This window comes from Cobetia sp. UCD-24C (assembly GCF_001306765.1).
Lineage (GTDB): Bacteria > Pseudomonadota > Gammaproteobacteria > Pseudomonadales > Halomonadaceae > Cobetia > Cobetia amphilecti.
Map to the genome: position 1 here is coordinate 56,948 of NZ_LJTD01000006.1, position 25,834 is coordinate 82,781.

General features: G+C 61.7%; 21 protein-coding genes. 13 read left to right on the forward strand and 8 right to left on the reverse strand.

What is annotated here, in order from left to right; all coding sequences use genetic code 11:
• Positions 1-96: 96 nt before the first annotated feature.
• The 5 genes from AOG28_RS10040 to AOG28_RS10045 all read left to right on the forward strand — a co-directional run bounded on the left by AOG28_RS10040 (position 97) and on the right by AOG28_RS10045 (position 4,713).
• On the forward strand, positions 97-960 hold the full coding sequence (locus AOG28_RS10040; RefSeq protein WP_054556340.1) for a YicC/YloC family endoribonuclease: 864 nt from the start codon (positions 97-99) through the stop codon (positions 958-960).
• A gap of 347 nt (positions 961-1,307) precedes the next feature.
• A complete protein-coding gene (locus AOG28_RS17775; RefSeq protein WP_082388675.1) occupies positions 1,308-2,474 on the forward strand; it encodes a DNA cytosine methyltransferase in 1,167 nt (388 codons plus the stop codon).
• 64 nt (positions 2,475-2,538) lie between these two features.
• Entirely contained in the window at positions 2,539-3,315 is a 777-nt protein-coding gene (locus AOG28_RS18225) for a GIY-YIG nuclease family protein (RefSeq protein WP_160317869.1), read from the forward strand.
• A 27-nt stretch (positions 3,316-3,342) separates the two neighbouring features.
• Positions 3,343-4,185 (forward strand): DUF3883 domain-containing protein, encoded by an 843-nt coding sequence (locus tag AOG28_RS17780; RefSeq protein WP_082388676.1) that lies wholly within the window; start codon positions 3,343-3,345, stop codon positions 4,183-4,185.
• A gap of 99 nt (positions 4,186-4,284) precedes the next feature.
• Positions 4,285-4,713 carry an organic hydroperoxide resistance protein gene (locus tag AOG28_RS10045; RefSeq protein ID WP_054556341.1) on the forward strand — a complete coding sequence of 143 codons (429 nt, stop codon included), beginning with the start codon at positions 4,285-4,287 and terminating at the stop codon, positions 4,711-4,713.
• 89 nt (positions 4,714-4,802) lie between these two features.
• Here AOG28_RS10045 and AOG28_RS10050 read toward each other — a convergent pair whose 3' ends face one another.
• Both AOG28_RS10050 and AOG28_RS10055 read right to left on the reverse strand, forming a co-directional pair.
• Positions 4,803-6,383 carry a BCCT family transporter gene (locus AOG28_RS10050; protein WP_054556342.1) on the reverse strand — a complete coding sequence of 527 codons (1,581 nt, stop codon included), beginning with the start codon at positions 6,381-6,383 and terminating at the stop codon, positions 4,803-4,805.
• A 254-nt stretch (positions 6,384-6,637) separates the two neighbouring features.
• Positions 6,638-8,293, reverse strand: a complete 1,656-nt coding sequence (locus tag AOG28_RS10055; protein ID WP_082388677.1) for a BCCT family transporter — start codon at positions 8,291-8,293, stop codon at positions 6,638-6,640.
• Positions 8,294-8,558: 265 nt separating this feature from the next.
• Between AOG28_RS10055 and AOG28_RS10060 the strand changes: the two genes are divergently transcribed.
• Positions 8,559-9,596, forward strand: coding sequence for a GlxA family transcriptional regulator (locus AOG28_RS10060; RefSeq protein WP_054556343.1), 1,038 nt, complete (start codon positions 8,559-8,561; stop codon positions 9,594-9,596).
• A gap of 136 nt (positions 9,597-9,732) precedes the next feature.
• On the opposite strand, the gene AOG28_RS10065 is transcribed toward AOG28_RS10060, so the two are convergent.
• Positions 9,733-10,920, reverse strand: a complete 1,188-nt coding sequence (locus AOG28_RS10065) for an MFS transporter (RefSeq protein ID WP_054556344.1) — start codon at positions 10,918-10,920, stop codon at positions 9,733-9,735.
• Between the two features lie 610 nt (positions 10,921-11,530).
• Here AOG28_RS10065 and gmk point away from each other — a divergent pair.
• The 4 genes from gmk (at position 11,531) to AOG28_RS10085 (ending at position 15,792) form a co-directional block, all read left to right on the forward strand.
• Entirely contained in the window at positions 11,531-12,187 is a 657-nt protein-coding gene (gmk, locus tag AOG28_RS10070; protein ID WP_052384319.1) for a guanylate kinase, read from the forward strand.
• Positions 12,188-12,596: 409 nt separating this feature from the next.
• The gene (rpoZ, locus tag AOG28_RS10075) at positions 12,597-12,848 is read left to right on the forward strand and encodes a DNA-directed RNA polymerase subunit omega (RefSeq protein ID WP_043331755.1); all 252 of its coding nucleotides are present in this window, start codon (positions 12,597-12,599) and stop codon (positions 12,846-12,848) included.
• Between the two features lie 112 nt (positions 12,849-12,960).
• The gene (locus tag AOG28_RS10080; RefSeq protein ID WP_054556345.1) at positions 12,961-15,126 is read left to right on the forward strand and encodes a RelA/SpoT family protein; all 2,166 of its coding nucleotides are present in this window, start codon (positions 12,961-12,963) and stop codon (positions 15,124-15,126) included.
• A 276-nt stretch (positions 15,127-15,402) separates the two neighbouring features.
• Positions 15,403-15,792 (forward strand): RidA family protein, encoded by a 390-nt coding sequence (locus AOG28_RS10085; protein WP_043331752.1) that lies wholly within the window; start codon positions 15,403-15,405, stop codon positions 15,790-15,792.
• Between the two features lie 247 nt (positions 15,793-16,039).
• On the opposite strand, the gene AOG28_RS10090 is transcribed toward AOG28_RS10085, so the two are convergent.
• Entirely contained in the window at positions 16,040-16,927 is an 888-nt protein-coding gene (locus tag AOG28_RS10090; protein WP_043331750.1) for an SDR family oxidoreductase, read from the reverse strand.
• Positions 16,928-16,998: 71 nt separating this feature from the next.
• Here AOG28_RS10090 and AOG28_RS10095 point away from each other — a divergent pair, with 71 nt between their 5' ends.
• Positions 16,999-17,964: a hydrogen peroxide-inducible genes activator gene (locus AOG28_RS10095; RefSeq protein WP_052384315.1), complete on the forward strand. Its 966-nt coding sequence runs from the start codon at positions 16,999-17,001 to the stop codon at positions 17,962-17,964.
• Positions 17,961-20,102 carry an ATP-dependent DNA helicase RecG gene (gene recG, locus AOG28_RS10100; protein WP_082388678.1) on the forward strand — a complete coding sequence of 714 codons (2,142 nt, stop codon included), beginning with the start codon at positions 17,961-17,963 and terminating at the stop codon, positions 20,100-20,102. The genes AOG28_RS10095 and recG overlap by 4 nt, the downstream gene beginning before the upstream one ends.
• Positions 20,103-20,237: 135 nt before the next feature.
• Here recG and yccS read toward each other — a convergent pair whose 3' ends face one another.
• Entirely contained in the window at positions 20,238-22,490 is a 2,253-nt protein-coding gene (yccS, locus tag AOG28_RS10105) for a YccS family putative transporter (protein ID WP_054556346.1), read from the reverse strand.
• 190 nt (positions 22,491-22,680) lie between these two features.
• Between yccS and AOG28_RS10110 the strand changes: the two genes are divergently transcribed.
• Positions 22,681-23,097, forward strand: coding sequence for a DUF2780 domain-containing protein (locus AOG28_RS10110; RefSeq protein WP_054556347.1), 417 nt, complete (start codon positions 22,681-22,683; stop codon positions 23,095-23,097).
• A 168-nt stretch (positions 23,098-23,265) separates the two neighbouring features.
• Here AOG28_RS10110 and AOG28_RS10115 read toward each other — a convergent pair whose 3' ends face one another.
• From AOG28_RS10115 to AOG28_RS10125, 3 genes are all read right to left on the reverse strand, one after another.
• Entirely contained in the window at positions 23,266-23,622 is a 357-nt protein-coding gene (locus AOG28_RS10115) for a hypothetical protein (RefSeq protein ID WP_054556348.1), read from the reverse strand.
• Between the two features lie 173 nt (positions 23,623-23,795).
• On the reverse strand, positions 23,796-24,071 hold the full coding sequence (locus tag AOG28_RS10120; protein WP_024952843.1) for an HU family DNA-binding protein: 276 nt from the start codon (positions 24,069-24,071) through the stop codon (positions 23,796-23,798).
• Between the two features lie 250 nt (positions 24,072-24,321).
• The gene (locus AOG28_RS10125) at positions 24,322-25,521 is read right to left on the reverse strand and encodes an NAD(P)/FAD-dependent oxidoreductase (protein ID WP_054556349.1); all 1,200 of its coding nucleotides are present in this window, start codon (positions 25,519-25,521) and stop codon (positions 24,322-24,324) included.
• Positions 25,522-25,834: the final 313 nt, after the last annotated feature.

Sequence of the window (25,834 nt, forward strand, 5' to 3'; positions counted from 1 at the left end):
TGGGCGCTCAAGAGCGGCACGCGTACACTTCAGGCTATCAGCGCGGTCGCTCTTGCGCCGCCTCTCTTCTGACAGCCAACCGACAAGGAGCACGTCATGGTCCACAGCATGACCGCCTTCAGCCGCCAGACCCATGAAGCCGACTACGGCACCCTGACGCTGGAGCTGCGCTCGGTGAACCAGCGCTATCTCGAACCGCACTTCCGCCTGCCCGACAGCCTGCGCGAACTCGAAAGCGCCTTCCGCGAGGGCCTGCGCAAGCGCCTCAACCGCGGCAAGGTCGAACTCTCGCTGCGCTTTGACGCCGAAGCCGGTGCCGACAGCCTCGCCGTCGATGCCAGACGCCTGGGCGAACTCAGCCGCGTGCTCGCCGAAGTCGGCCAGCACTGCCCGGACGCCCCACAGCCCTCACGCCTCGCCCTGCTCGACTACCCCGGCGTGCTGGTGCGCGAAGGCGCCGATCAAGAACGCATCAAGGCCGACGCCCTCAGCCTGTTCAAGCGCGCACTGGACGAGCACATCGAAGGCCGCGCCCGCGAAGGCGAACGCCTCGCCGAGCTGATCAGCGCACGCCTCGATGGCGTCGATACCCACGTCGCCGAAGTCCGCCGCCTGATGCCCGACATCCTCGCCCGTCAGCGCGAGAACCTGCTCGCTCGCCTCGAAGAAGTCCGCGCCACCCTCGACCCGCAACGCCTGGAAGCCGAACTGACCCTGATGGCCCAGAAGGCCGACGTCGACGAAGAGCTGGACCGCCTCGACACCCACGTCAGCGAAGTCCGTCGTCAGCTCACCCAGAAGGGCCCCATCGGCCGCCGCCTCGACTTCCTGATGCAGGAACTCAACCGCGAAGCCAACACCCTCTCCTCCAAATCCGTCGTCGCCAACACCACCCGCTGCGCCGTCGAGCTCAAGGTGCTGATCGAACAGATGCGCGAGCAGATTCAGAATATCGAGTGAAATATTTTTACTTGATAAACATTTAGAAATCTAACACTAAATATCAACATTGAAAATAAAATTTTATTAGAAACTCCTTTAGCCCGCCTTCTATTCAAAATAACCCTAGCAAACACTTGCTAGGGTATCAAAATATCTTGATGCAACAGCCTGTTAGCTTTATAATATTACTCATTGTGTTGGGAGTAATTGTGGTTTAGATCAGCGGCATAACAGCCCTCCCCTAAACTAATTGTGAACTCTGCATATAGATCCCAACACTTAACCCTAGCCACATTAAATTAAGACCTCTAACTTTACATGCAAACAACACTGAGCATGAATAGTGAAACATAAAGGTAAACAGTATGAGTAGTATCGAACTTTTCGCGGGTGCTGGTGGCCTGGCTATGGGCGTAGCCCGTGCAGGGTTTCAGCATACTGCTATAGTTGAATGGGATCATAATGCATGTCAAACTATTCGGGCCAACAAATCCCATTATGATTCACATGGTGAAGATTTTGATCTTTATGAGGGCGATGCGAGAGAATTCGACTTATCAAGATACAAAAATAATATAGAACTGATTTCAGGAGGCCCACCTTGTCAACCATTCTCCATGGGTGGAAAGCATAAAGGTAATCTTGATGACAGAGATATGTTTCCTATAGCTGTTAGGTCAATCAATGAAATTCTGCCTAAAGCCTTTATATTTGAAAACGTGAAAGGCTTACTGCGTAAATCCTTTTCAGATTACTTTAACTATACTTGCTTACAACTAAGCTATCCCAACATAACCAAAAAAAACATAGAAACATGGGAAGCACATCTATCTCGATTAGTTCAGGCTAAAGAGAAAGGAGTTCAGCCTCTATATAAGGTAGGATTTAAGCTATTGAACTCTGCTGATTATGGGGTACCGCAAAAGAGAGAAAGGGTATTTATTGTAGGATTCCGAAGTGATCTGAGTGTAGATTGGGAGTTTCCTCGTGCAACTCACTCTGAAGACTCCTTAATTTATAAAAAATGGGTAACGGGTGAATATTGGAAAAAACACAATATTTCTAAAGCAGCCAAATACGATCCACCTAAAAGGTTCTTGAATCGTATAAAATCGCAGAAAGAGCGAGGGATGCGTTACCCTAATACATTGCCATGGGTCACTGTCAGAGATGCCTTAAGCGGACTATCTGACCCAGAGCACCCATCCCTTCTTGATCCTCAAAATCATGTATACACGCCCGGCGCAAAAATATATAAGGGTCATACAGGAAGTCCTTGGGATGAACCCTCTAAAACCTTGAAAGCAGGGGCCCATGGTGTACCTGGTGGAGAAAATATGCTTGTCCGAGATGATGGCAGCGTTAGGTACTTTACAGTTCGTGAAGCTGCAAGGCTCCAAACCTTTCCTGATGATTATTTTTTCCATGGCGCCTGGAGTGAGACTATGCGGCAGCTTGGAAATGCAGTGCCCGTCAAACTGGCTGAGGTAGTAGCTAGTTCAGTAGCAGAAGCTCTATCGGGTAAAGCTTAACCCCCTATTGGTTTAACAACCCCTAATGTGGCATAGTCAAATCCTCATGAAAGAGGAATTGACTATGCCCACACTTAGCCATATCGAAGACCTTGAATTTGACCTAGCAACAAAATTGTTAGAAGAGCTAGTTAACATGTTCGACAACATGCCTTCGGCCAAATTAAATGAGAGCAATATCGATGATGTTGAAGATGCTCAAGGCGTATATCAGTTATTTAACAACAACGAATTAGTTTATATTGGAAAAGCTGATAGCAAGCTAGGTCTTAAAGCACGCTTGTTGAGGCATGCCAAAAAAATCACGTGTCGGAAAAACATAAACACTCAAAACATAACTTTTAAAGCTATAAGAGTTTACGTTTTCACTGCAATGGATTTAGAACAACTACTAATTAATCATTACAAAAACAGAAACTTAAGTCCAGATTGGCAACATAGCGGTTTTGGCTCCAATGACCCTGGCAAAGAAAGAGACACTACTAGTGTTAAAGCTGACAGCTTTGATGCTTTATACCCAATAGATATTGACATTAACGTTACAATAGAGTCAGAAAATAATCAAGTAACAGCGGCATACATACTTAAAAAACTAAAAAGTAAACTGAACTATAATATAAGATTCGAAACTATAGCACCACAGCGTAGAGCCCCTCACCAGGACTTAGAGCAGACGAATATAATACTGTCCCAAAAAACACAATCAGTCAAAAATTTTCTCAAACTTATAGACAACAATTTAGATAGCACTTGGAAAATAACAATCTTGCCCGGCTATATCATAATTTATAAGAATGACAAGCGTAAGATACCTTCTGGAAAAGACATAGGAAGTTTATAATACAAAATCGCTGTTTGGAGCATCAATATGAATAGAGTCTGGGATGACTATGAGATAGAAGCGACTGTAAGTACTTACAGAAATATGCTATTAGATGAAGTTCGCAATACACCTTATACCAAAAAAACATTAAACACTTATCTTGCGGAACTACTAAACAACCGCACTGGCTCAGCGATAGATAAAAAACATCAAAACATTAGTGCTGTTTTATGTAAGCACGGACTCCCGTACATAAAAGGATATCAACCATTATTTAATCATCAACTAAAAATAGAAAACTATGTCAATAGAATCATAGTACAAGACGAGGAAATAAACATAGCGTTACTAGAGGCTACTAGAGCATCTATCCCACACGCCCCACATCTTCGCGGCTTAAACGTTGAAGTAGCTCCCCCTGATACCAAGGAACATAACTTGCGGGGCAGCACACCTCAATATAGCATTACATCGAACAAGGTAGATTACTTGGCTCGCGAGCAGCTTAATAGTGATCTAGGACTTGCTGGCGAGCAGTTTATTGTCAAATATGAGAAGTTAAAATTAGAGTCAGCCGGATTGAAAAATCTAGCAGATAAAGTTGAGCATGTTTCAGTTACTAAAGGGGACGGACTTGGTTACGATATTACTTCTTTCGACTTAAGTGGAAGAGAAATCTTCATCGAAGTGAAAACCACTTTATTTAATAAGAACTGTCATTTTTATATTTCACCACACGAACTAAAAACATCTGAGCTACATAGCAAAAAATATCATTTATATGGAGTGTTTGATTTCTTAATCAATCCGCGCTTTTTCTGTATAAGTGGAAATTTATTCCAAAGATTGACGCTCAATCCGCAAAGCTATCGCGCACACCTACTGTGAATGGCTGGCTCCCGTGTCCTAGCAATTGAAACTCTGCCCGACAGGCGCCATCTTGTCTGCATCCCTCAGCTGAGGGCATTTCCGCTCAAGGAGTCAGGCATGTCTATCGAACAAGTGCTGTACCGTGCAGAAGCCACTACCACTGGGGGCCGTGAAGGCAAGTCGCGTTCTTCCGATGGGGCGCTGGATGTCACCCTGAGCACGCCGAAGGAGCTGGGTGGTGGTGGCGGTGAAGGTACCAACCCGGAGCAGCTGTTCGCGGCGGGTTACTCTGCCTGCTTCATCGGTGCCATGAAGCACGTGGCCAGCACTGATGGCGTGACGCTGCCGGAAGGCCTGGAGATCACCGGCAAGGTGGGCATCGGCCAGATTCCGGCCGGTTTCGGTATCGAGGTGGCGCTGGATATCAGCCTGCCGGGCATGGACAAGGCCGAGGCGGATGCGCTGGTCGAGAAGGCGCACCAGGTGTGCCCGTACTCCAACGCGACGCGTGGCAACATCGATGTGACGCTGAACGTCAGCGTCTGATGACTGATCGCCAGACACGAAAACGCCGCCCCTCGGGGCGGCGTTTTTGATGGTGCGAGACGCGCATTGCTTTCGAGCGTGGGGGCTGATCAGACGCCCTGCTCGCGCGCCATGCGGCGGGCAATCAGCGGAGCGTTCCACAGGCTGGGCAGCAGAATCAGCGACACCGGCACGGCGGTGACGACGATGAAGGATTGCAGCGCGTTGATGCCGCCATCACCCATCGAGATCAGCAGCGCCGCGACCACGCCCATCATCAGGCTCCAGAACACGCGCACGCCGCGCGGCGGATTGTCGTGGCCGCTCATCACCATCGAGACCGCGTAGGTCATCGAGTCACCGGTGGTGGCGACGAACAGCGTGGTCAGCACCAGGAACAGCACCGAGATGGTGAAGCCGAACGGCAGCTGCTGGGTGATGGCGATCAGCGCTGCCGGCAGGTTGAAGCCGGTGAACGGGCCGGAGACGCTGCCCGGGTTGCTCAGCTCGAAGGCCAAGCCGCTGCCACCGATGATGGTGAACCACAGGCAGGTGACCAGCGGTGAGATGACCGCGATCAACAGCACCATCTGACGCAGGGTGCGGCCACGCGAGATACGCGCGACGAACATCGCCATCAGCGGACCATAGCCGATGAACCAGCCCCAGAAGAACAGCGTCCAGCCATTCAGCCAGCCATCGTCACCCCGGAAGGAAGACATGGCGACAAAGTCACCGACGTAGCGCACCAGGCCCTGCGGGAAGGCTTCGAGCAGGAAGCCGGTCGGGCCCATGATCAGGATGAACAGCAACAGCGCGCCGCCGAGCAGGACGTTGGTGCTGCTCAGGAACTGGATGCCACGGGTCACGCCGCTGACGGCGGACAGGGTATAGATGACGGTCAGTACGAGCAGCAGCGTGAGCTGGGTCGCGTAGGTATCGGGAATGCCGAACAGCGCATTGAGGCCATAGCTGACCTGCAGACCGAGAAAGCCGATGGGGCCGACGGTACCGGCCACCACTGCCAGCACGCAGCAGGCATCGACCAGCGCACCGATGGGGCCACGCATGACGCGGTCGCCGAACAGCGGATAGAGCAGCGTGCGCGGCTTGAGCGGCAGGCCCTTCTCGTAGTGCAAGTACATGAAGATGATGCCGGTCAGGCTGCCGAGCATCGCCCAGGCCAGAAAGCCCCAGTGCATGAAGCTCTGCGCCAGCGCGTTGTAGGCGGCATCGGCATTGCCTGTCGGGGCGTCCGCGCCGAACACCGGCGGCGGCGAGGTGAAGTGAGCGATCGGCTCTGCCGCTGCCCAGAAGACACCACCGCCCGCCAGCAACGTGCACAGGATGATGGCCATCCAGCGCAGCGTCGAGATATCCGGCGCCGCCAGCCCGCCCATGCGCACCCGTCCGGTACGGCCGATGGTCAGCACGATGGCGATGACGAAGGTCGCCAGCATCAACGCTTGCCAGTAGGCACCGAAGTATTGGGTCGAGACACCGAAGGCACTCTGGATGAGCGCGGAGACAGCGTCGAGATCCACCAGTGCGGCGATGGCGAAGAGTGCCAATACGCCACCACTGATGATGAAGACGGGCCAGTCGATACCTTGCGGGGTGTGGGCGGGTTCAGCGGGGGGATTTACCGGTGTGGCGGAGCCGGACGAAACAGTCCGGGAAGAATCCGTCATTAGTCAGCCTCTGGGCATGATCTGAGTGACGGTGCAGTGTATCAGCCGTAAAACGCTGAACTATGACACAAGCCGTTGTTTTTACACCTATGTAACGCGACGTATCACCAAGCCTACAGCCGTTTTACATCCGGGCATCGGTGATAACAACTCATGACCTCCCTCGGCTGCCCTCTTCGGGCCATGCCAGACTGATCCGTGCATGACGACATGCAAAGGCCGCCCGAGTGGGCGGCCTTTTTCACATCAGCCAGTTACAGCCCTTGCTCACGCGCCATCTGCCGCGCGATACGTGGGGCATTCCACAGACTGGGCAACAGCACCAGCGAGACAGGCACCGCGGTCACCACGATGAAGGATTGCAGCGCATTGATGCCGCCATTGCCCATCGAGATCAGGATCGCCGCCACGACACCCATGATGAGGCTCCAGAACACACGCACGCTGCGTGGCGGGTTGTCGTGCCCGCTCATCACCATCGAGATGGCGTAGGTCATCGAATCCCCGGTCGTGGCCACGAACAGCGCCGACAGAATCAGGAACAGCACCGACATGATGAAGCCGAACGGCAGCTGCTGGGTGATGGCGATCAAGGCCGCCGACAGGTTGAAGCCGCTGAACGGGCCGGAGACGCTGCCCGGGTTTTCCAGCTCGAAGGCCAGGCCGCTGCCGCCGAGAATGGTGAACCAGACACAGGTCGCGAGCGGCGACAGGATGGTGATCAACAGCACCATCTGGCGCAGAGTGCGCCCCCGCGAGATACGTGCGACCAGCATCGCCATCAGCGGGCCGAAGCCGATGAACCAGCCCCAGAAGAACAGCGTCCAGCTATCCAGCCAGCCGCTGTCGCCGCGGAAGACCGCCATCGGCACGATATTGTCCAGGTAGTCGACCATGCCCAGCGGGAAGGCCTTGAGCAGGAATTCGGTCGGCCCGAAGAGCACGATGAAGAACAGCATCGCGCCGCCGATCAGCACGTTGGCACTGCTCAGGAACTGGATGCCGCGCATCACGCCACTGACGGCGGACAGGGTGTAGACGAGGGTCAGGATGGCCAGCAGCACCAGTTGCGTCGCGTAGGTATCGGGAATGCCGAACAGCGCATTGAGCCCGTAACTGACCTGGATGCCGAGGAACCCGACCGGCCCCACGGTGCCCGCGATGACGGCCAGTACGCAGCAGGCATCGACCAGCGCGCCGATCGGCCCACGCATCACGCGCTCTCCGAGCAGCGGATAGAGCAAGGTGCGCGGCTTGAGCGGCAAGCCCTTCTCATAGTGCAGGTGCATGAAGACGACGCCCGTCAGACTGCCCAGCACCGCCCAGCCGAGAAAGCCCCAGTGCATGAAGCTCTGCGCCAGCGCATTGTAGGCGGCATCGAGATTGCCGACCGGTGCCTCCGGCCCGAAGACGGGCGGCGGCGAGGCGAAGTGCGCAATGGGCTCTGCGGCGGCCCAGAACACGCCACCACCGGCCAGCAGGGTGCACAGAATGGTCGCCATCCAGCGCGGCGTGGAGATGTCAGGCGTCGACAATCCGCCCAAGACCACGCGCCCCGTGCGCCCGAAGGTCATGCCGACAGCGACGAGGAAGGTCACGATCATCAAGCCCTGCCAATAGGCACCGAAGTAGGTGGTCGAGAAGTCGAAGGCGTGATTGATCAGGGCCGACACGCCGTCCAGGTCGATGAGTGCGGCGGCGACGAACAGCGCCATCACGCCTCCACTGAGGAGGAAGACCGGCCAGTCCAGACTGCGGGAGCTGTTGAGCGCTGTGAGCTCGGAATCAGGAAGAGATGCGGCTTGATCGGGAGAGGATGTGGTGTGATCAGCAAGAGATGCGGCGTGATCGGAAAGGGGAGCTGCTTGGGTTGCGGAGCCGGACAAGGCAGTCCGGGTGGTATCCGTCATTAGTCAGCCTCGGGGCATGATCTGAGTGACGGGGCAGTCTATCAGGCGAGAAAGCGCCGAATATGACACAAGTGATTGTTTTTACACCCATGTAACGCGACGTATCATCAAGCCAACAGCCTCATTACATGCCTGCCACCCCGTAACCGCCAGCGAGAGGCTCGCCGCGGGAGCGCGCAGCTGCGAGGATGGAGTCTCACGGTGGCCGCCCTCCCGGCCGCCTTCGATCCACTGCCGCTCGCGGCCCCTGCAACGAACGCAAGCCATGACCTCGCCCCGTCGCCGCGACTTCACCCCCGCGATGAAGCGTCGCAACCAGCATCTGCTCAAGGACGTGACCTGTGCCCAGAGCGCACCGCTCAATGTCGCCTTCATTTTACTGGAGCACTTCTCGATGCCCGCCTTCACCAGCGCCCTCGATGTGCTGGTCACGGCCAATCTGCTCCGCGATGTCCCCTTCTATCGCATTCACACCTTCGGGGTGACGGCGGGCAGCGTACGCAGTGATCTGGGCATCGACATCATGGCCAGCGCCGGGCTCGAGTCGCTGGGGCAGGCGCAGATCGACATGATCATCGTGTGTGGCGGCTACCGGGTGCAGCTGGACGAGATTCCCTTGCTGAGCGAGGTCTTGCGGCGAGCCGACCACCAGAGCTGTCGCCTCGGCAGCCTGTGGAATGGCAGCTACTTTCTGGCAGCCGCCGGCGTGATGGCGGGCCATCGCTGCACCATCCATCCCGAGAATGCGGCGCTGTTCAGCGAGTCATTCCCCCAGCTGGAGCTGTCACGTGCCCCGCTGGTGGTGGAAGCGGCGCGCTTCAGCTGCACCAATGCCGGCAGCGCGCTGAACATGATGCTGGAAGCCATGCGCCAGCGTCACGGCGATGACCTGGCGCGCAGTGTCGAGGAAATCCTCGCCTGCGAGCGCCCCGCGACACCCAGCCCCTGGCATCCGGACCAGACGCTGCCCGCGCCGGACAGCCAGCACCCGGAGGCACTGCGCACCATCCTCGAGCTGATGAGCAACAACCTCGAGGAGCCTTTGAGCATGAGCGAGATCTCGCACTGCGTGACGCTGTCACGCCGCCAGATCGAGCGCCTGTTCACCCGCCATCTGGATACCACGCCTTCGCGCTACTATCTGGAGCTGCGCCTGACGCGGGCACGCCAGCTGCTGACACAGGGCAACGCCAGCATCACCGAGGTCACCGTGGCCTGTGGCTTCGTCAGCACCACCCACTTCAGCCACTGCTTCCGCGATTACTTCGGCATGTCGCCGACCCGCGCGCGTCAGCAGCGCTGACGATGCCCTGTCGCTGACGTGCCGGCGCCGCTCCACAGACTTTCCGCCACTGAAACGCAAGACGCCGCCCCGAAGGGCGGCGTCTTGCGTTGCGGCTTGTGCTCACGGGGGGTTCTTGCCCCGCTTCAGGCCCACATCAGGCAGAAGCCGTCCGCAGCTCGCGGCGCTCATGACGCTGACCGAGCAGGAAGACGATCAAGCCCGCGATGGCCATCGCCACCCCGACCAGGCCGATGGAGGAATGCGACGGGCCATAGGCGAAGGCCATGCCGCCACACCAGGCGCCCAGCGCATTGGCGATGTTGAAGGCCGCATGATTGAGCGTCGCCGCCATGGTCTGGGCGTCTTCCGCCACATCCATCAGGCGCATCTGCAGCGCCGGTGCCAGACCGATGCCGGTACCGACCAGCCCGACGAACAGGATGCCGCTCCAGACACCATCGGCGGCGAAGTAGAAGCCGCCCTGCACCAGCGCGCTCCAGATCAGCACGGCAGGAATGGTGCGCATCAGGTCGATGTCCGCGGCACGGCTACCGATCAGGTTGCCGATGATGGTGCCTACCCCGAAGACGGCCAGCACCATCGGCACCAGGTTCTGGGACAGCCCGGCCTGGACGTTGAGCGTCTCCACCGCATAGCTGTAGACACTGAACATGCCGCCAAAACCGATGCAGGCGATGCCGAGGGTATAGAGCACCCGCGGCTTGATCAGCGCTGCCAGCTCGGTGAGCGGGGTCGCGTCCTGATTGCCGGCCTGATAGGGCACGAAGCCGCGCACCAGCAGCGCCGTGGCCAGCGCCAGCAGGCCGACGACGAGGAAGGCGGAATGCCAACCGAACAGGCTGCCGAACCAGGTCGCCGCTGGCGCCCCGATCAGAATCGCCACCGTCAGGCCCAGCATCACGCGACCGACGGCCCGCCCGCGCTCGCCGGCGGGGGCAGCATCCGCCGCCACCAGGGCCGCGACGCCCAGATAGACACCATGCGGCAGGCCGGCGATGAAGCGCAGCGCGGCAAAGCTGGTCAGCGACGGTGCCAGCAGGCTGGCCACGTTGCTGACCGCGAACAGCAGCATCAGGCCGATCAGCAGCCCGCGACGCGGCAGGCGTGCGCCCAGCGCCGAGATCAGGGGTGCACCGACCACCACGCCCATCGCATAGGCACTGATGGCGTAGCCGACCTGCTGCGAGGACACATTGAAGTCCGCCGCGATATTGGGCATCAGGCCCATGATCACGAATTCGGTAGTGCCGATGGCAAAGGCACCGAGCGCCAGCGCCAGTTCGGCGATGCGCGGATGGCGCGCAACGGGGGAGGCAGACATGTCCGGGTCTCCTGAAACTTGAAAAGGGGGTATCACCCGTGGCCGTACTCAGCCGTGGCGCCGCTGTCAGGGCAGGCCACGGCTGACATTGCCCGCGCATGGCTGGCGCTACGCAGGGCAAAAGACCGCGCGCCATTCATCATCAGCCGGAAGGCGGGAATGAATGGCGCGCGGGACAGGTAACGGGTGATGCGCTCGTGCGCGGCCTCTCTGGCGGAGGCCTGCGGCACGTCTGGCGCTGCTCTATCGACTTATGTACGCGGCTTGCGAAGGACGGTTCACGAACCTCGTCTGGCAAGGCGCGAGGGGAATCACGGGAGTGCGCAAGCTCAGGCCAGCGTGGCGAGGCGGCGACAAACCCTGTGTCCCTTCAAGACCCCAGGCCGGCGCGAGAACTGGCTGACGCGAGAACTGGCCGACGCTTGAGTGATAACTGAAATATACGACCATTGTTGCAGATAACGCCACGCCAACCCAGCCACTTCGCGACGACAACTGTGATGCCCGAGCTGCAACATTGCATCACGTGACTGTCATGCGCGCGTGCAGCGGAAGCGGGGTGGATTATGCGATAATGCCGCGATTCAGCGACAGCAAGCGGATCACTTCCATGTCTTCGACTTCTTCAGCATCTTCCTCGGCGGCCAGCAACGCACGTGGCACGCTCTACATCATTTCCGCGCCGTCCGGCGCCGGCAAGACCACCCTGGTCAAGGCACTGCTGGAGCGCATGGACGGTATCGGCGTGTCCGTCTCGCACACCACCCGCGGCCAGCGCCCGGGCGAGCAGGATGCCGTCAACTACCACTTCGTGGATGTCGATCACTTCAAGACCATGATCGAGCAGGGCGACTTCTTCGAGCACGCCCAGGTCTTCGACAACTTCTATGGCACCTCGCGTCCGGCGGTCGAAGCTCGCCTGAGCAAGGGCGAGGACGTCATCCTCGAGATCGATTGGCAAGGCGCCCAGCAAGTGCGCGCCCAGGTGCCGGAGGCCGTCTCCATCTTCATCCTGCCGCCGTCGCGTGAAGCGCTGCTCGAGCGTCTGTCCGGTCGCGGTACCGATGGCGAGGACGTGATCGCGCGCCGCATGCGCGATGCGGTCAGCGAGATGTCCCACTACGACGAATACGACCTGATCGTCATCAATGATGACTTCGAGCAGGCTCTCGACGAGCTGTGCGGACTCGTCAATGCCCAGCGTGCGCGTCTGCCGCGCGTGCAGCATCGCCATGCGGCACTGCTCGATTCCCTGCTGGCCGACTGATGACGGCGGCGGGAATCCGGCTGCTCGGTCAGATGCTCACTCAGCCGCGCGGCCGGCCGTTCTGACAGCAGTTCGGACAGCCTGACAGTCGGGCAGGACTTGCCGGCTTTCGTCCTGATCATGCGCGCTGTGGTCGCGTACGCCGCCGACAGACGCGCCAGGCGAAGGAGTTGATCGCGCCTGACTTGTCATGTAACGACGGCGTCGAGTAGACTCAATTCCCTTTCAGAATCATTGGCCGCTGAGCCGTCTCGCCCCTGGCGGGCCGGCTCAGCGGCATTGTGCTTGCGTCGTGTGCGAGATACTGTCAGATGATCAGGGTAAGTGACCCCTAGCGGTCGCGGCACTCTGCGCTGATTACACGCCGACAGCGAACCCCGAATATCCCGCTATTGATAGGTGCACCGCCATGGCTCGCGTAACCGTAGAAGATTGCCTCGAGAACGTCGACAACCGCTTCCAGCTGGTGATGATCTCCACTCGTCGTGCCCGTCAGCTGTCACGCGGCAGCCGCAACGCCCAACTGCCGTGGGAAAACGACAAGCCCACCGTCCTCGCCCTGCGCGAAGTGGCGGCCGGTCTGGTCGGTCGTGACATCCTGAACGAGCCGGTCGAAGCTCCGATCCAGCGCAAGCCGGTAATGCCGCAGATCGAAGACTGAGCCCACGCTCAACCTGCCGACTGCATGTGTGCTTCCGCACCTCTGCCACTCCCGCCCTCGCGGCCGGAGCACGGGGTGCGGGCCCGGAATCACTCTGAGCCAAGGCCGCTGAATGTTCACGATCGATGACCTGGCAGACCGCCTGGGCGGTTATCTTCCCGAGGAAGAGATCCGTCAGGTTAGGCGCGCCTTCTATTACGCCGAGCAGGCCCACGATGGCCAGCGCCGGCGTTCCGGTGAGCCCTATGTGACCCACCCGCTGGCGGTGGCGAACATTCTCGCCAACATGCACATGGACCATCAGAGCCTGATGGCCGCCATGCTGCACGATGTCATCGAAGACACCAGCGTGACCTTCGAGGCACTGGCAGGCCAGTTCGGCGAACCCGTCGCCCTGCTGGTGGATGGCGTCTCGAAGCTGACCCAGATCACCTTCGAGGACAAGGCCGTCGCCCAGGCCGAGAACTTCCAGAAGATGGTGCTGGCGATGTCCCAGGACATCCGCGTCATCATCGTCAAGCTGGCCGACCGTCTCCACAACATGCGTACCCTCGGAGCCCTGCGCCCCGAGAAGAAGCGTCGCATCGCCCGTGAGACGCTCGAGATCTACGCCCGCGTCGCCAACCGTCTCGGTATCAACACCATTCGCGTCGAGCTGGAAGACCTCTCCTTCCAGGCGCTGCACCCGATGCGTTCCGAACGCATCAAGCGTGCCGTCACCGCCGCGCGTGGCAATCGTCGTACCCTGATGCGCGAGATCCAGGCCAGTCTGCAGAACGCGCTGGAGCGCGATCAGCTGCCCGGCTCGGTGATCGGCCGTCAGAAGCATCTGCTGTCCATCTATCGCAAGATGCGTGACCAGCAGAAGCCCTTCAATGAATTGATGGACGTGTTCGGCTTCCGCATCATCACCGATGACGTGGACAGCTGCTATCGCATCCTCGGCGTGGTGCACAATCTCTACAAGCCGGTGCCGGGTCGCTTCAAGGATTACATCGCGATCCCCAAGGCCAACGGCTACCAGAGTCTGCACACCACGCTGTTCGGCATGAACGGCATGCCCATCGAGGTACAGATCCGTACCCGCGAGATGGAAGCGATGGCCAACAACGGCATCGCGGCGCACTGGCTGTACAAGGCCGGCCAGACCGACCGTCCCATCGGCGCCGGCAGCCATGCGCGTGCCCGCGAATGGGTACGGGGTCTGCTCGAGATGCAGCGCCATGCCGGCAACTCGCTCGAGTTCATCGAGCACGTCAAGAACGACCTCTTCCCCGACGATACCTACGTGTTCACCCCCAAGGGCGACATCATGGAATTGCCGCGCGGCGCGACGGCGGTCGATTTTGCCTATGCGGTGCACACCGATGTCGGCAACAGCTGTATCGCCTGCCGCATCGATCGTCATCTGGCGCCGCTATCCTCGCCGCTGGAGAGTGGCCAGACCGTCGAAGTCATCACCGCGCCGGGCGCCAAGCCCAATCTGGCGTGGCTCAACTTCGTCACCACGGCCAAGGCGCGCTCTGCCGTGCGCCATTACCTCAAGCATCAGCAGCGCAGCGAATCCGTGACCCTGGGTCAGCGTCTGCTCAACAAGGCGCTCTCCGGGCTGGACTCTTCCCTCGAGCAACTGCCGGCCAGGCGTCTCGATACGCTGGCCGCGGAACTGGAGCTGGAAGGCGGGCGTGATGATCTGCTCGAGTCCATCGGACTCGGCACCCGCGCCGCCTACAGCGTGGCCCAGAGCCTTCTGAGCGACACGACCAGCACCACGGCGCAGCAACCCAAGTTCTCGGCCAAGGACGGCAATGTCCAGGCGGAGCAAAGCGGCAACAGCCCGATGCAGGTCAGCGGTGGCAACAGCATGGTCACCAGCTATGCGCGCTGCTGTCACCCGCTGCCCGGCGAGCCGATCATGGGCCATCTGTCGGCCGGCAAGGGGCTGGTGGTCCATCGTCAGGAATGCAGCAACATCACCGAGCTGGCCAGCGATCCGGAACGCGTCTTCCCGCTGACCTGGGCCGATCAGGTCGAAGGCGACTTCACGGTGGCACTGCGTATCGAGGCACAGACACAGCGCGGCCTGATCGCCGAGCTTGCAGAGCTGGTCACCGATGCCGAAGCCAATATCGAGCGCATCGGCATCGAGGAACGCGACGCCCATCTGGCCATCGTCAATCTGACACTGGCCGTGCGTGATCGCATTCATCTGGCGCGTATCATCAAGCGCATGCGCAACCTGTTGCACGTGGAGCGAATCACCCGCGTCCTCAGCTGATCTACCGTACTGGCCGCGTCGTCCGCCACTGGCGGGCGGCGCGGTTTTTGTTTTCAAGGCTGCCGCAGAGCGGCCATCGGACACGTTCTTCTTGAACACCCGTGTCGCGGCCAAGGCCATGCACGTCAGCTCGACGGCAGTGCAGGACCTTGACCGCGACCGAACTCGCCGTGGACGGCGAGACCCTATAACCACAATCGTAACCCGCTGCTGAAGGCCGCCACCGCACAACACTCGCAACCGGCAAGGCTTGAGCGCAGTCAGAAGGAGCATGTCATGAGCAATCGCGCGATCATCAACACCGACAAGGCCCCTGCTGCCATCGGTCCGTATTCCCAGGCGATCAAGGCGGGCAACACCGTCTATCTGTCCGGCCAGATTCCGCTGGACCCGCAGACGATGGAAGTCGTCGAAGGCGGTATCGAGGCGCAGGCGCGTCAGGTCTTCACCAACCTGAATGCCGTGTGCGAAGAAGCCGCCGGCAGCCTGGGCGACATCGTCAAGCTCAACCTCTACCTGACCGATCTGGACGACTTCGCGCGCGTCAACGCGGTGATGGAAGAGTTCTTCACCGCGCCCTTCCCGGCGCGTGCCGCGGTCGGCGTCAAGGCGCTGCCCAAGGGCGTGGCCTTCGAAGCCGAAGGCGTGATGGTCATCGGTGACTGAGCACCCGCTCACTGACGATGGCAGGTCACCCGCGAGGAGTGGCTGACGCAGAGACGACAGTGCCCGCCCCGGGATTCCGGGGCGGGCACTGTCAGTTGGCGCTTCGCCTGGACACTTGACCAGGCGCTTCATCACTCGAGAACTGGCCGCTGCGCCGCACGTCAGCCTGTCTCGACGAGAAACTTATCCACACCCGGTCAGACGGCTCGAGGCGCAACCGCATGTGGATAAGTGGAAGCCGCGGTGATCAGCGGCCCGACAATTCGCTCTTCGGCACCGTCACGCCGTGCTCCTTGAGCACCTCGGCATAGCCTTCGCGGAAAGTCGGGTAACGGAAGGTGTAGCCACTCTCGAGCAACAGGGCATTGCCGCAGCGCTTGCTGGAACGCCGCCGCAGCGGTGACTGGATCACCTCGGTGGACTCGACCTTGAGCTGACGCGCCAGCCAGGCCATCACTTCGTGCAGCGGTGCGCCGTCACAGTCGGTGGCCAGATAGATCGGCTCGACCGGCTTGCCCTCGAGGCTCAGCGCGATCAGGTGCGCCAGCACGCCCGCGCAGTCGTCACGGTGGATGCGGTTGGAGTAGAGTGGCGGGTTGCTGGCGGCGATGCGACCATCACGCGCCTGGCGGATCAGCATGTCGCGGCCCGGCCCGTAGATGCCGGAAAAGCGCACCACGGTGCCGTTGAGCGAGGAATCGAGCAGTGCCTGCTCGCCTTCGCGCATCAACTGGCCCGAGAAGCTGGTGGCATCGGTGGGCGACTGCTCGTCGACTTCCTCGCCATCCTTCTGGGCGTAGACCGAGGTCGAGGACACGAACAGCACGCGGGTCGGCGGTTTGGCGCGCGACTCGAGCTCCGTCACCAGCGCTCGAATGCCATCGACGTAAGCGGCGCGATAGGCCTCTTCGTCGAAACGGTCGGCGCTCAGCACATGTACCACCGTGTCGGCATCTGGCAAGCTGGCCAGTGCACCTTCGGCAGTGATGTCCAAGGCCAGCGTCTCGATGCCGAGATCCGCAAGCTTGGACACATCGCGCCTGACACCAATGACGTGCTGACCGGCCTTGAGCAGTTCGCGCGCCAGCGCGCTGCCAACGTCGCCACAACCGAGGATGAGACTCGTCTTCTTCACCTTTGCCGTGCTCCTTGGTAAAACGAATCGGTACCCACCGCATCCCAGGATGCCAGTTCCGGGCAGGAATCATGACTCTAACAGAACTCCGCTACATCGTAACCTTGGCCCAGGAGCGTCATTTCGGACGCGCCGCAGAGCGCTGCTTCGTCTCGCAGCCCACCCTGTCGGTGGCCGTCAAGAAGCTTGAGGAAGAGCTGGGAGTCGCACTGTTCGAGCGTTCCAAGTCCACCGTACAGGTCACACCGCTCGGCGAGAAGATCGTTCAGCAGGCTCAGCGCGTGCTGGAGCAGTCCAGCGTGATCAAGGAACTGGCCAATTCCGGCAAGGATCAGCTCTCCAGCCCGTTGCGCATCGGCGCCATCTATACCATTGGACCGTATCTTTTCCCGCACCTGGTGCCGGAACTGACGCGGCGTGCGCCGAAGATGCCGCTCTACATCGAGGAAGGCATGACCGGCGACCTGCGTCGCAAGCTGCGCAATGGCGAGCTGGACGTGATCATCGTCGCGCTGCCGTTCACCGAGACCGACGTGCTGACCAAGATCCTCTACGAAGAGCCCTTCGAAGTCCTGCTGCCGGCCGGCCACCCCCTGCTCGAGCAGGACAGCATCGCCAAGGAACAGTTGATCAACGAGCGTCTGCTGATGCTCGGCGAGGGCCACTGCTTCCGTGATCAGATTCTCGAGGCCTGCCCGGCCATCGGCAATCAGATCAACAACCCCGAGAATACGCTGATCGCCGAAGGCGGCTCGCTGGAAACCATCCGCCACATGGTCGCCTCCGGCCTCGGTATCACCGTGCTGCCCTACTCGGCGACCGGTACCGGTCATTACGAGAGCGGCGTGCTCGAGACGCGTCCCTTCAAGGACCCGGCGCCCAGCCGCAGCGTGGCGCTGGCATGGCGTGCCAGCTTCCCGCGCCCCAAGGCCATCGACGTGATCAGCCAGGCGATCGCCGAGTGCTCCAATCGTGCGCGCCAGAGCAATGAGAACGGCATGCAGGGCTCCGCTTCCCAGAGCCACGAACCGGCATGAGCAGGGCGGGCACGGAAGCCTCATCTGCCGGGCCCGCCAGCGCCGGAGTCTTTGCCACCGGCGCGCTGGCCCAACCGCTGGACAGCCTGAGCGGCGTCGGCCCCGCGCTGAGCGAGAAGCTGTCGCGCCTCGGGCTGGAGCGCGTCGCAGACCTGCTGTTCCATCTGCCGCTGCGCTATCAGGACCGCACCCGCGTCACACCCATCGGCACGCTCAAGAGCGGCATGGAAGCGGTGGTCGAAGGCGAGGTGACGGCCTGCGACATCGTCAAGGGCCGCCGCCGCAGCCTGCTGGTGCGCCTGCGCGATGGCAGCGGCATCCTCAGCCTGCGCTTCTTCCACTTCTCCCCCGCCCAGCAGCAGCAATTCCAGCGTGGCCATAGCGTGCGCTGCTTCGGCGAGGCACGCGCCGGGGCCACCGGTCTCGAGATCTACCATCCGGAATACCGCCTGCTCGGCCAGGGTGCCGCGCCGGTGGAAGACCACCTCACGCCCATCTATCCGGCCACCGAAGGCCTCAATCAGGCGCGCCTGCGTGCCCTGATCGCCCAGGCGCTCAAGCAGCTCGAGGAAACGCCCCATGAGCTGCCGGACCTGATCCCCGAGGCGCTGCGCACACGCTTTCGCCTGCCCGGCGTGATCGAGTGCCTGCGCTTTCTGCACGAGCCACCGCCGGATGCGCCCGTCGACCAGATGAGCGACGGCGTGCACCCGAGCCAGCGCCGCCTCGCTCAGGAAGAGTTGCTCGCCCACCAGCTGAGCCTGCGTCAGGTGCGCGCGCGTATCCAGCAGGATGGCGCGCCCTCGCTGAGCGCCAGTGGCGGCCTCAGCACGCGCTTTCTCGCCCAGCTGCCCTTCTCGCTGACCGGTGCCCAGCATCGCGTGCTGGAAGATGTGCGCCGCGACCTGGCGCGCGAAGTGCCGATGCTGCGTCTGGTGCAGGGCGATGTGGGCTCGGGCAAGACGGTGGTCGCCGCACTGGCGGCGCTGATCGCGATCGGCGGCGGCTGTCAGGCGGCCTTGATGGCGCCCACCGAGATTCTTGCCGAGCAGCACTATCGCAACTTCCGCGAATGGCTGGAGCCATTGGGCATCGAGGTGGCGTGGCTGGCCGGCAAGCTCAAGGGCAAGGCGCGGCTGGATGCCAAAGCCGCCATCGCCGATGGCCGGGCGCGCATGGTGGTCGGCACGCATGCGCTGTTTCAGGCCGATGTGACCTTCCAGCGCCTGGGGCTGGCGATCGTCGATGAGCAGCACCGCTTCGGCGTGCATCAGCGCCTCGCATTGCGGGCGAAGGGGGAAGCCGGTGGCCTGACACCGCACCAGCTGATCATGACCGCCACGCCGATTCCGCGTACCCTGGCGATGAGCGCCTACGCCGATCTCGACCTGTCGGTGATCGATGAGCTGCCGCCGGGACGCACCCCGGTGCAGACCGTCGCGGTGGCCGACCCGCGCCGCCCCGAGGTGGTCGAGCGCATCCGCGCCGCCTGCTCCGAGGGCCGCCAGGCCTATTGGGTGTGTACGCTGATCGAGGAATCCGAGGTGATGACCTGCCAGGCCGCCGAGGTGACGCGTGACGAGCTGACCGAGGCGCTGCCGGAGCTGTCCATCGGCCTGGTCCATGGCCGCATGAAGGCAGCCGAGAAGGCCGAGGTGATGGCGGCGTTCAAGGACGGCGAGCATGACCTGCTGGTGGCGACCACGGTGATCGAGGTCGGGGTCGATGTGCCGAATGCCAGCCTGATGGTGATCGACAATCCCGAGCGTCTCGGCCTGTCGCAGCTGCACCAGCTGCGTGGCCGTGTCGGGCGTGGCAGCACCGAGAGCTTCTGTGTGCTGCTCTATCATCCGCCGCTGTCGCAGCACTCCAAGCAGCGCCTGGCGGTGATGCGCGAGACCACCGACGGCTTCAAGATCGCCGAGAAGGACCTGGAGCTACGCGGCCCCGGCGAAGTGCTGGGCACGCGTCAGACGGGGCTGGCGGGGATGAAGATCGCCGATCTCGAGCGTGACAGTGACCTGATCGCCCCGACCACCACGCTGGCCGATGCCATCCTCAGCGAGGCCCCGCAGGCCGCGGAGCCCTTGATTCGCCGCTGGCTGGGCGAGGCGGCCGGGCAATACGGCGCCGTCTGAGCGCGCCGTCCGCTGCTCATCTGGCGCCCTCACCTAGTCAACCCGGACACTCGATCACTCGGCCAGCCGCGCCAGTCGCTCAGACAGCACTTGTCTTACAGCACTTGTCTTACAGTCCAGGTCAGTCAGGACAGGTCAGCTGGCGCGGCTGGCCTTGATCAGCTGGGTGCCGGCGCTTTCCAGCGGCTGCAACAGCCGCAGCACCAGAATCAGCTGTGACAGCGCCAGGCGTCCGGTGGTGGATTCGACCTGCTCGACCTCGGCTTCCAGTGCCGCGATCTCATCTTCGCTGTCCAGCGTGACGGCGATCTCGCCGCCCGCCTCCAATTGCTCTCCCAACGCCGTCAGCTGCTGACTCAGGCGCTCGCCATGGCGCAGTAGCGTCTCGATGCCGCTGCTGGCCGAGGCGGTCGATTCCAGTTCGCCACGATGCGCTGCCAGCGCCGAGAGATAGCCGAGCACGGTGTGCGCGTGGAGCAGGAAGCCGAAGCCCGGTTCGACATCACGACGGAAGTGGCCGGGCTCCTTGCGCGCGGTGGCCAGCAGATTGGAGAAGGCCGCGTCGGCGTTGTGGGCATTGCGCCGCGCCAGGCGGTAGGCCAGATCATCGCGCTTGCCGTGGCGATACTGGGACAGCACCTCGCCCAGATAGCGGCCGCTGGTCTTGAGGCTGACGCCGGCCTGGCGATAGAGCTTGCGGCCCTGCCAGTCCGGCAGGATCAACACCACCGAAAGCCCGGCCAGCAGGCCACCGACCAGCGTATCGAACAGGCGCGGCCAGATGAGATCGAAGCCATCGCCGACCTGGTTGAAGCACGCCAGCACCATCAGCGTGATGGCGGCGGTGGCCAGGGTATAGCGCGAGCCACGGGTGGCGAAGAACAGCACCCCCGCGACCACGGCGATACCGGCCTGGATCGTGGGCGCCGGGAACAGACTGATCAGCGCCCAGCCGGCGACCAGACCGATCAGCGTGCCCAGAATTCGCTGCGCCAGCGTGCGGCGCGTATCGCCGTAGCTGGGACGACACACGAACAGCCCGGTCAGCAGAATCCAGTAGCCCTGGGTCGGGTGTACCGCCAGCAGCACGCCATAGCCGGCCACCAGCGTCGCGGTCAGGCGCAGCGCATGCCGGAAGATCGGCGAGCGCGGCGTCAGGTGGCTGCGGATACGCTCGAACATGTCGCGCGTGCCGTGGGGCGAGCGGTCCAGCAGGCTGTTGTCGCTTTCATTGCTGACGGCTTCGAGATCATTCAGGCGCGCGATCTGACCTTCGATCAGGCGCAGGTTGCTGGCCAGTGCCTCCAGCGCCTGCATCAGATGTTGCCACTCGGGCCGCTGCTGTTGCTTGAGATAGACGAGCGAGGCATTGAGGTCTTCCAGCGCCTGCTGGCTGTCACTGGCATCGAAGGGCTGGCGCATCAACAGCGCCTTGCCGAGCCCGCGACAGGCGCGCCCCTGCTGCTCCAGCAGGCGCTGACAGCGGAACAGGATATCGTGATGGAAGAAGGCGTCCGTGAGCTGGCCGTAGGGATAATGGCTGGAGCTGGCGCGCTCGTGGAGATCCTGGGCGATGAAGTAGAGCCGCAGGTAGCGGTCGAGCTTGGTGGTATCGCGTCGTCCGGCGAGGCGCCGGAAGACCATCTCCTTGGTCTGGTTGAGCGCCACCACCACGCGGCCGTTCTGCTCGGCCAGCGCCAGACGCCGGGCGGACTGGTCGACATTGCGCAGCGGCTCGAACAGCTGCGCCTTGAGAATCAGGTAGCGCCCCAGCTCACGGTAGAGCGTCGCCATGCTGTGCTTGAGCGGCTGGCGCGAGAACAGCGCACACCACACGACCGAGAGCAGGCCATACCAGGTCGCCCCGACCACCAGCAGCAACGGCTGAACCAGATTGATGCCCAGCCCCGGCTCCCGCAGCCACTCGGGCAGGCTGCGCTCCAGCACCGCGATCTGACCATCTCCATGCTGCTGCTCGAGGCTGATCATGGTGTAGACGGCCAGAATCAACGAGGCGCGCGCGATGGCGCCGTAGCGGGCATCGATGGCGCCCAGCATCGGCATCGCGAAGGTGGCCAGCGCCAGCCCGATCACGAAGGGCAGCGGCATGCCGAACAACAGCTCCACCGAGACGGCGGCGATGCTGAAGCAGGCCAGCGTCATGCCCAGCGCGCGCAGTCGGCCGCGCCAGTGATCATCGGTTTCCGCCAGCCCCGAGGCGATCACGCCCAGAAACAGCGGAATCACCACCGCCATCTCGTCGAGCCAGAACCCCACCGCCATCACGCCACCCAGCGCGATCAACATGCGTAGCGAATAGCTGAAGGCATCCAGCGTCCACAGACGACGCAGGGAGTGCATGAGGGAGTCCAGGAGAGAGCGTGTCATGAAGTGTTCCGTGACCAGGGCGCCGGGCAGCGCATTAGACTTTAGATTTATATCGCTAGCATAACACCCCGTTCTGCCGTGTCCGAGAGCCATGGCGCATGCAAGCGTTGGCAGGCGCGTCGAATGTCGAATCGCCGCGACGTGCCACTCTGAAGACTCCTGACCTCATTGGCTTTCATGGAGAATACCGATGCATCCTCTTATCGAACGCGTCACTGGCTCCCTCGGGCTGTCACCGGAAATCGCCGAGCAGGCGGTCGGCATGGTTCTCAAGTTCGTGCGTGAGCAGGGGCCGGATGGCCCGGCCGCCTCACTGCTGGGCGCCATCCCGGGGGCGGAAGGCCTGATCGGCAGCGCAGGCGAGGAAGCCGCCGAGTCCGGTGGCGGTGGCCTCATGGGCGGCCTGATGGGCGCCGTCAGCGCCTTCACCGGCGGCAGCGGTGGCGGTGCGCTGGAACTGGGCCAGAAGCTGATGGGGCTGGACCTGAACATGGACCAGGCGCGCGGCGTGGCCGATGAGACGCTGAGCTATGCGCGCGAAGAAGCCGGCGATGGCGTGGTCGACCAGGTGCTCGAAGGCATCCCGGGCCTCAAGCAGTTGCTGTGACGCCTCGAGGGCGTTGAGAGGGTCTTCTCGAACAGCCCCTCGCAAGTAAAGGCTCGCAAGAAAGGCTCGCGACAACTGCTCGTGGCAACAGCTAGTGACAAAACAGAACGCCCCGCTGATTCTCTCAGCGGGGCGTCTTTCGTTCATGCAGGCACGGCACAGGGTCATTCAGCGAATGCGCTTGAGCAATGACTGCAAGCGGTTGAGCTGGGCCGAATCGCCGACCAGCCGCACGCGCTGGTCCATCAGGCCTTGCAGGAAGGCACGCGGCGAGGGCTTGAGCAGAAAGGCCACCGCACTGTCGCTATCGGCGAAGCGCAGCTCTAGCTCGGTATCCACCGGCAGGCCACTGCCGGTGGTGACGCCCGCGTGGGACATGCGGTAGTGACGCGCGATGCTCATGTCTTCGGTCGCGACACCCCAGTCCAGTGGACGCTTTTCCAGCTCGGCACGAAATTCGGGGTCACGCTTGAAGGCCCGCTTGAGCAGCAGACCCAGCACCCACAGCAATATCTTGAGCTTCATGGTGTCATTCCTTGAATCGCGAAGCGTCGGTCACGCAGGCCATATGAAAATGCCACCGGCCCCGCAGGGCGGAACCGATGGCATCAGCATGACAGCCGACAGGGCTTTTGATGACGACGATTGAAAGCCATGGCGACAGCCACCCCGGGTCTGCGCTGAAGCACGAGCCGAGGTTACTTGGTCACTGCATCCTTCAACGACTTGCCGGGTTTGAAGGCAACGGTCTTGCTGGCCGGGATGGTCAGCGGCTTGCCTGTCTGAGGGTTCTTGCCGGTACGCGCCGCACGCTGGCGCACGGTGAATGACCCGAAACCGATCAGTGAGACGTCATTGCCTTTGGCCACGGTATGAGTGATCTCGTCGAGAATCACGTTCAGTACCTGACTGGCCTTGTCCTTGGATAGATCCGCACGCTCGGCGATGGCCGCAGCGAGTTCTGGCTTGCGCATGAAAAGCCCTCCTGGTTTGGCATTCTGCACGGGCGGCCAAGCCGCCGTTTCCATTGTTGTTCTTGCACTTGCTAGCGGTGGCGTATGGCGGCGACGCAATCCGCTCCCGGCAAGCTTTGCCGTATCAAACCTGTCGATGGCAGCAATCTGTCAGACTCCGCCCGCTGAGCAGCATGTCTGACGGAGCATTCACTATCGTGCCTGACCGCGCTGGCAGCAAGGGATTTACGACCATCGATCATGGCATCGCCTAGCCTAGCAACGGCGGCGCCTGCCGCGCTAGCTCGACTTTCCTGCGAACGGCGGCGCCTGTCAACGCATATCCAATCAAGCGTTCGTTCATATCCAGTGCACGCGCTTCGAGGTCATCGCCTTCACCGGTGATTTCCCAGCGCGCCACGGCCGAACGCGGCGGATAGGCCACCACCGGCAAGACCGGTGTCTTGACCAGCACCGGCCACGCCTTCCAGTCGAGCACGCTCGGCTCGCCACACAGGTTGGCCGCCAGGGTGCGCGCGGCCATCTGCAGCGGCTGGACATACATGGCATTGACGCCCTCGACACTGGCGCAATCGCCCAGCGCCCAGATATGCGGCTGGGAAGTGGCCAGGTGGCGGTCGACACGGATGCCGTCGCCACCGGCGCTCAGGCCCGCGGCCTGCGCCAGACGAATGCGTGGCGCCAGCCCGGTGGCCAGCAGAACCACGGAGCCCGTCAGGCGACGACCGCTCTGCAGGCGCACCTCGACCGGCGCGGCCTGACGTTCGGCCTCCTCGCCCGAGCTGGCGGCGATGGTCTCGACCATCTCGCCCTGGCGACGCGTCACACCGAGTCCATCCAGCGCCGCGCCCAGACGCTGCCCCAGCGCTTGCGGCAGCAGCCCATCCAGCGGAGTTTCTTCCGGCGCGACCAAGGTGACGCGGTGGCCGGCGGCCGTCAGATCATTGGCGTATTCACAGCCGACCAGTCCGGCACCGACAATCACCACGTGTCCGTCTTCCCCGCGCTCGCGGGCCTTCGTCAGCGTCGCGCAAAAGGCCGCATAGTCGTCGAGGTCATTGATGCTCTGCACGCGTGAGGCCACTTCCGCGGCGACGGGGAAGGGACGACGCGGCGCGGCACCGAGTGCCAGCACCAGCTCGTCATAGGCCAGACACTCCTCGCCCAGCCATAGCTGGCGGGCATCACCGTCGATGGCAGTGACGCGTTGATGGGTACGCAGCTCGGCATTCAGCTCGTCCACCAGCGCCACCGGCGCCTGACGCGACAGGTCGGTGGCCGACATCTTCTTGGCGAAGGCGGTGGACAGCATCGGCTTGGCGTAATCGTGGCCGCTGTCCTGGCTGATGAGGATCAGCCGGCTGTCCTTGTCACGGGCACGCAGCGCGCGCGCCAGACCAATGCCCGCCATGCCGGTACCAATGATGACAAGGGTGCGAGGGTCGCGCATGGCACCATCTCCTGAGATCGATCCGAGGGAAGCGCTGATGAAAGAGCGCCAGCAGCGTCCGTCATGAACGCCGATGAATGCGCCCAGCATACCAGCCCGCCAGCAGTGCAGGCATGCCTGAGCGGGAGGCCTTGCCGCCCGGCCATGCTAGACTCGCCATTTCGTCATCCTGACAGGGAATTCACCGTGGTCCGATGCCCAGCAGGCGAGCCTCATCGCGCAGCGCTCACGCCACAGTCCTCCACCTGTGAGGCGCCTCATCCGTCAGCCGAGACCCTATGCAAGCCTGCGCCTCGCTGGCCTTCGCCCTCGC

Bases quoted from the DNA above. Each gene is read 5' to 3' on its own strand.
- AOG28_RS10065 (WP_054556344.1), bottom strand. From the start codon at position 10,920: ATGTCTGCCTCCCCCGTTGCGCGCCATCCGCGCATCGCCGAACTGGCG.
- rpoZ (WP_043331755.1), top strand. From the start codon at position 12,597: ATGGCTCGCGTAACCGTAGAAGATTGCCTCGAGAACGTCGACAACCGC.
- AOG28_RS10095 (WP_052384315.1), top strand. From the start codon at position 16,999: ATGACTCTAACAGAACTCCGCTACATCGTAACCTTGGCCCAGGAGCGT.
- AOG28_RS10085 (WP_043331752.1), top strand. From the start codon at position 15,403: ATGAGCAATCGCGCGATCATCAACACCGACAAGGCCCCTGCTGCCATC.
- AOG28_RS17775 (WP_082388675.1), top strand. From the start codon at position 1,308: ATGAGTAGTATCGAACTTTTCGCGGGTGCTGGTGGCCTGGCTATGGGC.
- gmk (WP_052384319.1), top strand. From the start codon at position 11,531: ATGTCTTCGACTTCTTCAGCATCTTCCTCGGCGGCCAGCAACGCACGT.
- AOG28_RS18225 (WP_160317869.1), top strand. From the start codon at position 2,539: ATGCCCACACTTAGCCATATCGAAGACCTTGAATTTGACCTAGCAACA.
- AOG28_RS10050 (WP_054556342.1), bottom strand. From the start codon at position 6,383: ATGACGGATTCTTCCCGGACTGTTTCGTCCGGCTCCGCCACACCGGTA.
- AOG28_RS10125 (WP_054556349.1), bottom strand. From the start codon at position 25,521: ATGCGCGACCCTCGCACCCTTGTCATCATTGGTACCGGCATGGCGGGC.
- AOG28_RS10120 (WP_024952843.1), bottom strand. From the start codon at position 24,071: ATGCGCAAGCCAGAACTCGCTGCGGCCATCGCCGAGCGTGCGGATCTA.
- yccS (WP_054556346.1), bottom strand. From the start codon at position 22,490: ATGACACGCTCTCTCCTGGACTCCCTCATGCACTCCCTGCGTCGTCTG.
- AOG28_RS10115 (WP_054556348.1), bottom strand. From the start codon at position 23,622: ATGAAGCTCAAGATATTGCTGTGGGTGCTGGGTCTGCTGCTCAAGCGG.
- AOG28_RS10040 (WP_054556340.1), top strand. From the start codon at position 97: ATGGTCCACAGCATGACCGCCTTCAGCCGCCAGACCCATGAAGCCGAC.
- AOG28_RS10110 (WP_054556347.1), top strand. From the start codon at position 22,681: ATGCATCCTCTTATCGAACGCGTCACTGGCTCCCTCGGGCTGTCACCG.
- AOG28_RS10060 (WP_054556343.1), top strand. From the start codon at position 8,559: ATGACCTCGCCCCGTCGCCGCGACTTCACCCCCGCGATGAAGCGTCGC.
- AOG28_RS10045 (WP_054556341.1), top strand. From the start codon at position 4,285: ATGTCTATCGAACAAGTGCTGTACCGTGCAGAAGCCACTACCACTGGG.
- AOG28_RS10080 (WP_054556345.1), top strand. From the start codon at position 12,961: ATGTTCACGATCGATGACCTGGCAGACCGCCTGGGCGGTTATCTTCCC.
- recG (WP_082388678.1), top strand. From the start codon at position 17,961: ATGAGCAGGGCGGGCACGGAAGCCTCATCTGCCGGGCCCGCCAGCGCC.
- AOG28_RS17780 (WP_082388676.1), top strand. From the start codon at position 3,343: ATGAATAGAGTCTGGGATGACTATGAGATAGAAGCGACTGTAAGTACT.
- AOG28_RS10055 (WP_082388677.1), bottom strand. From the start codon at position 8,293: ATGACGGATACCACCCGGACTGCCTTGTCCGGCTCCGCAACCCAAGCA.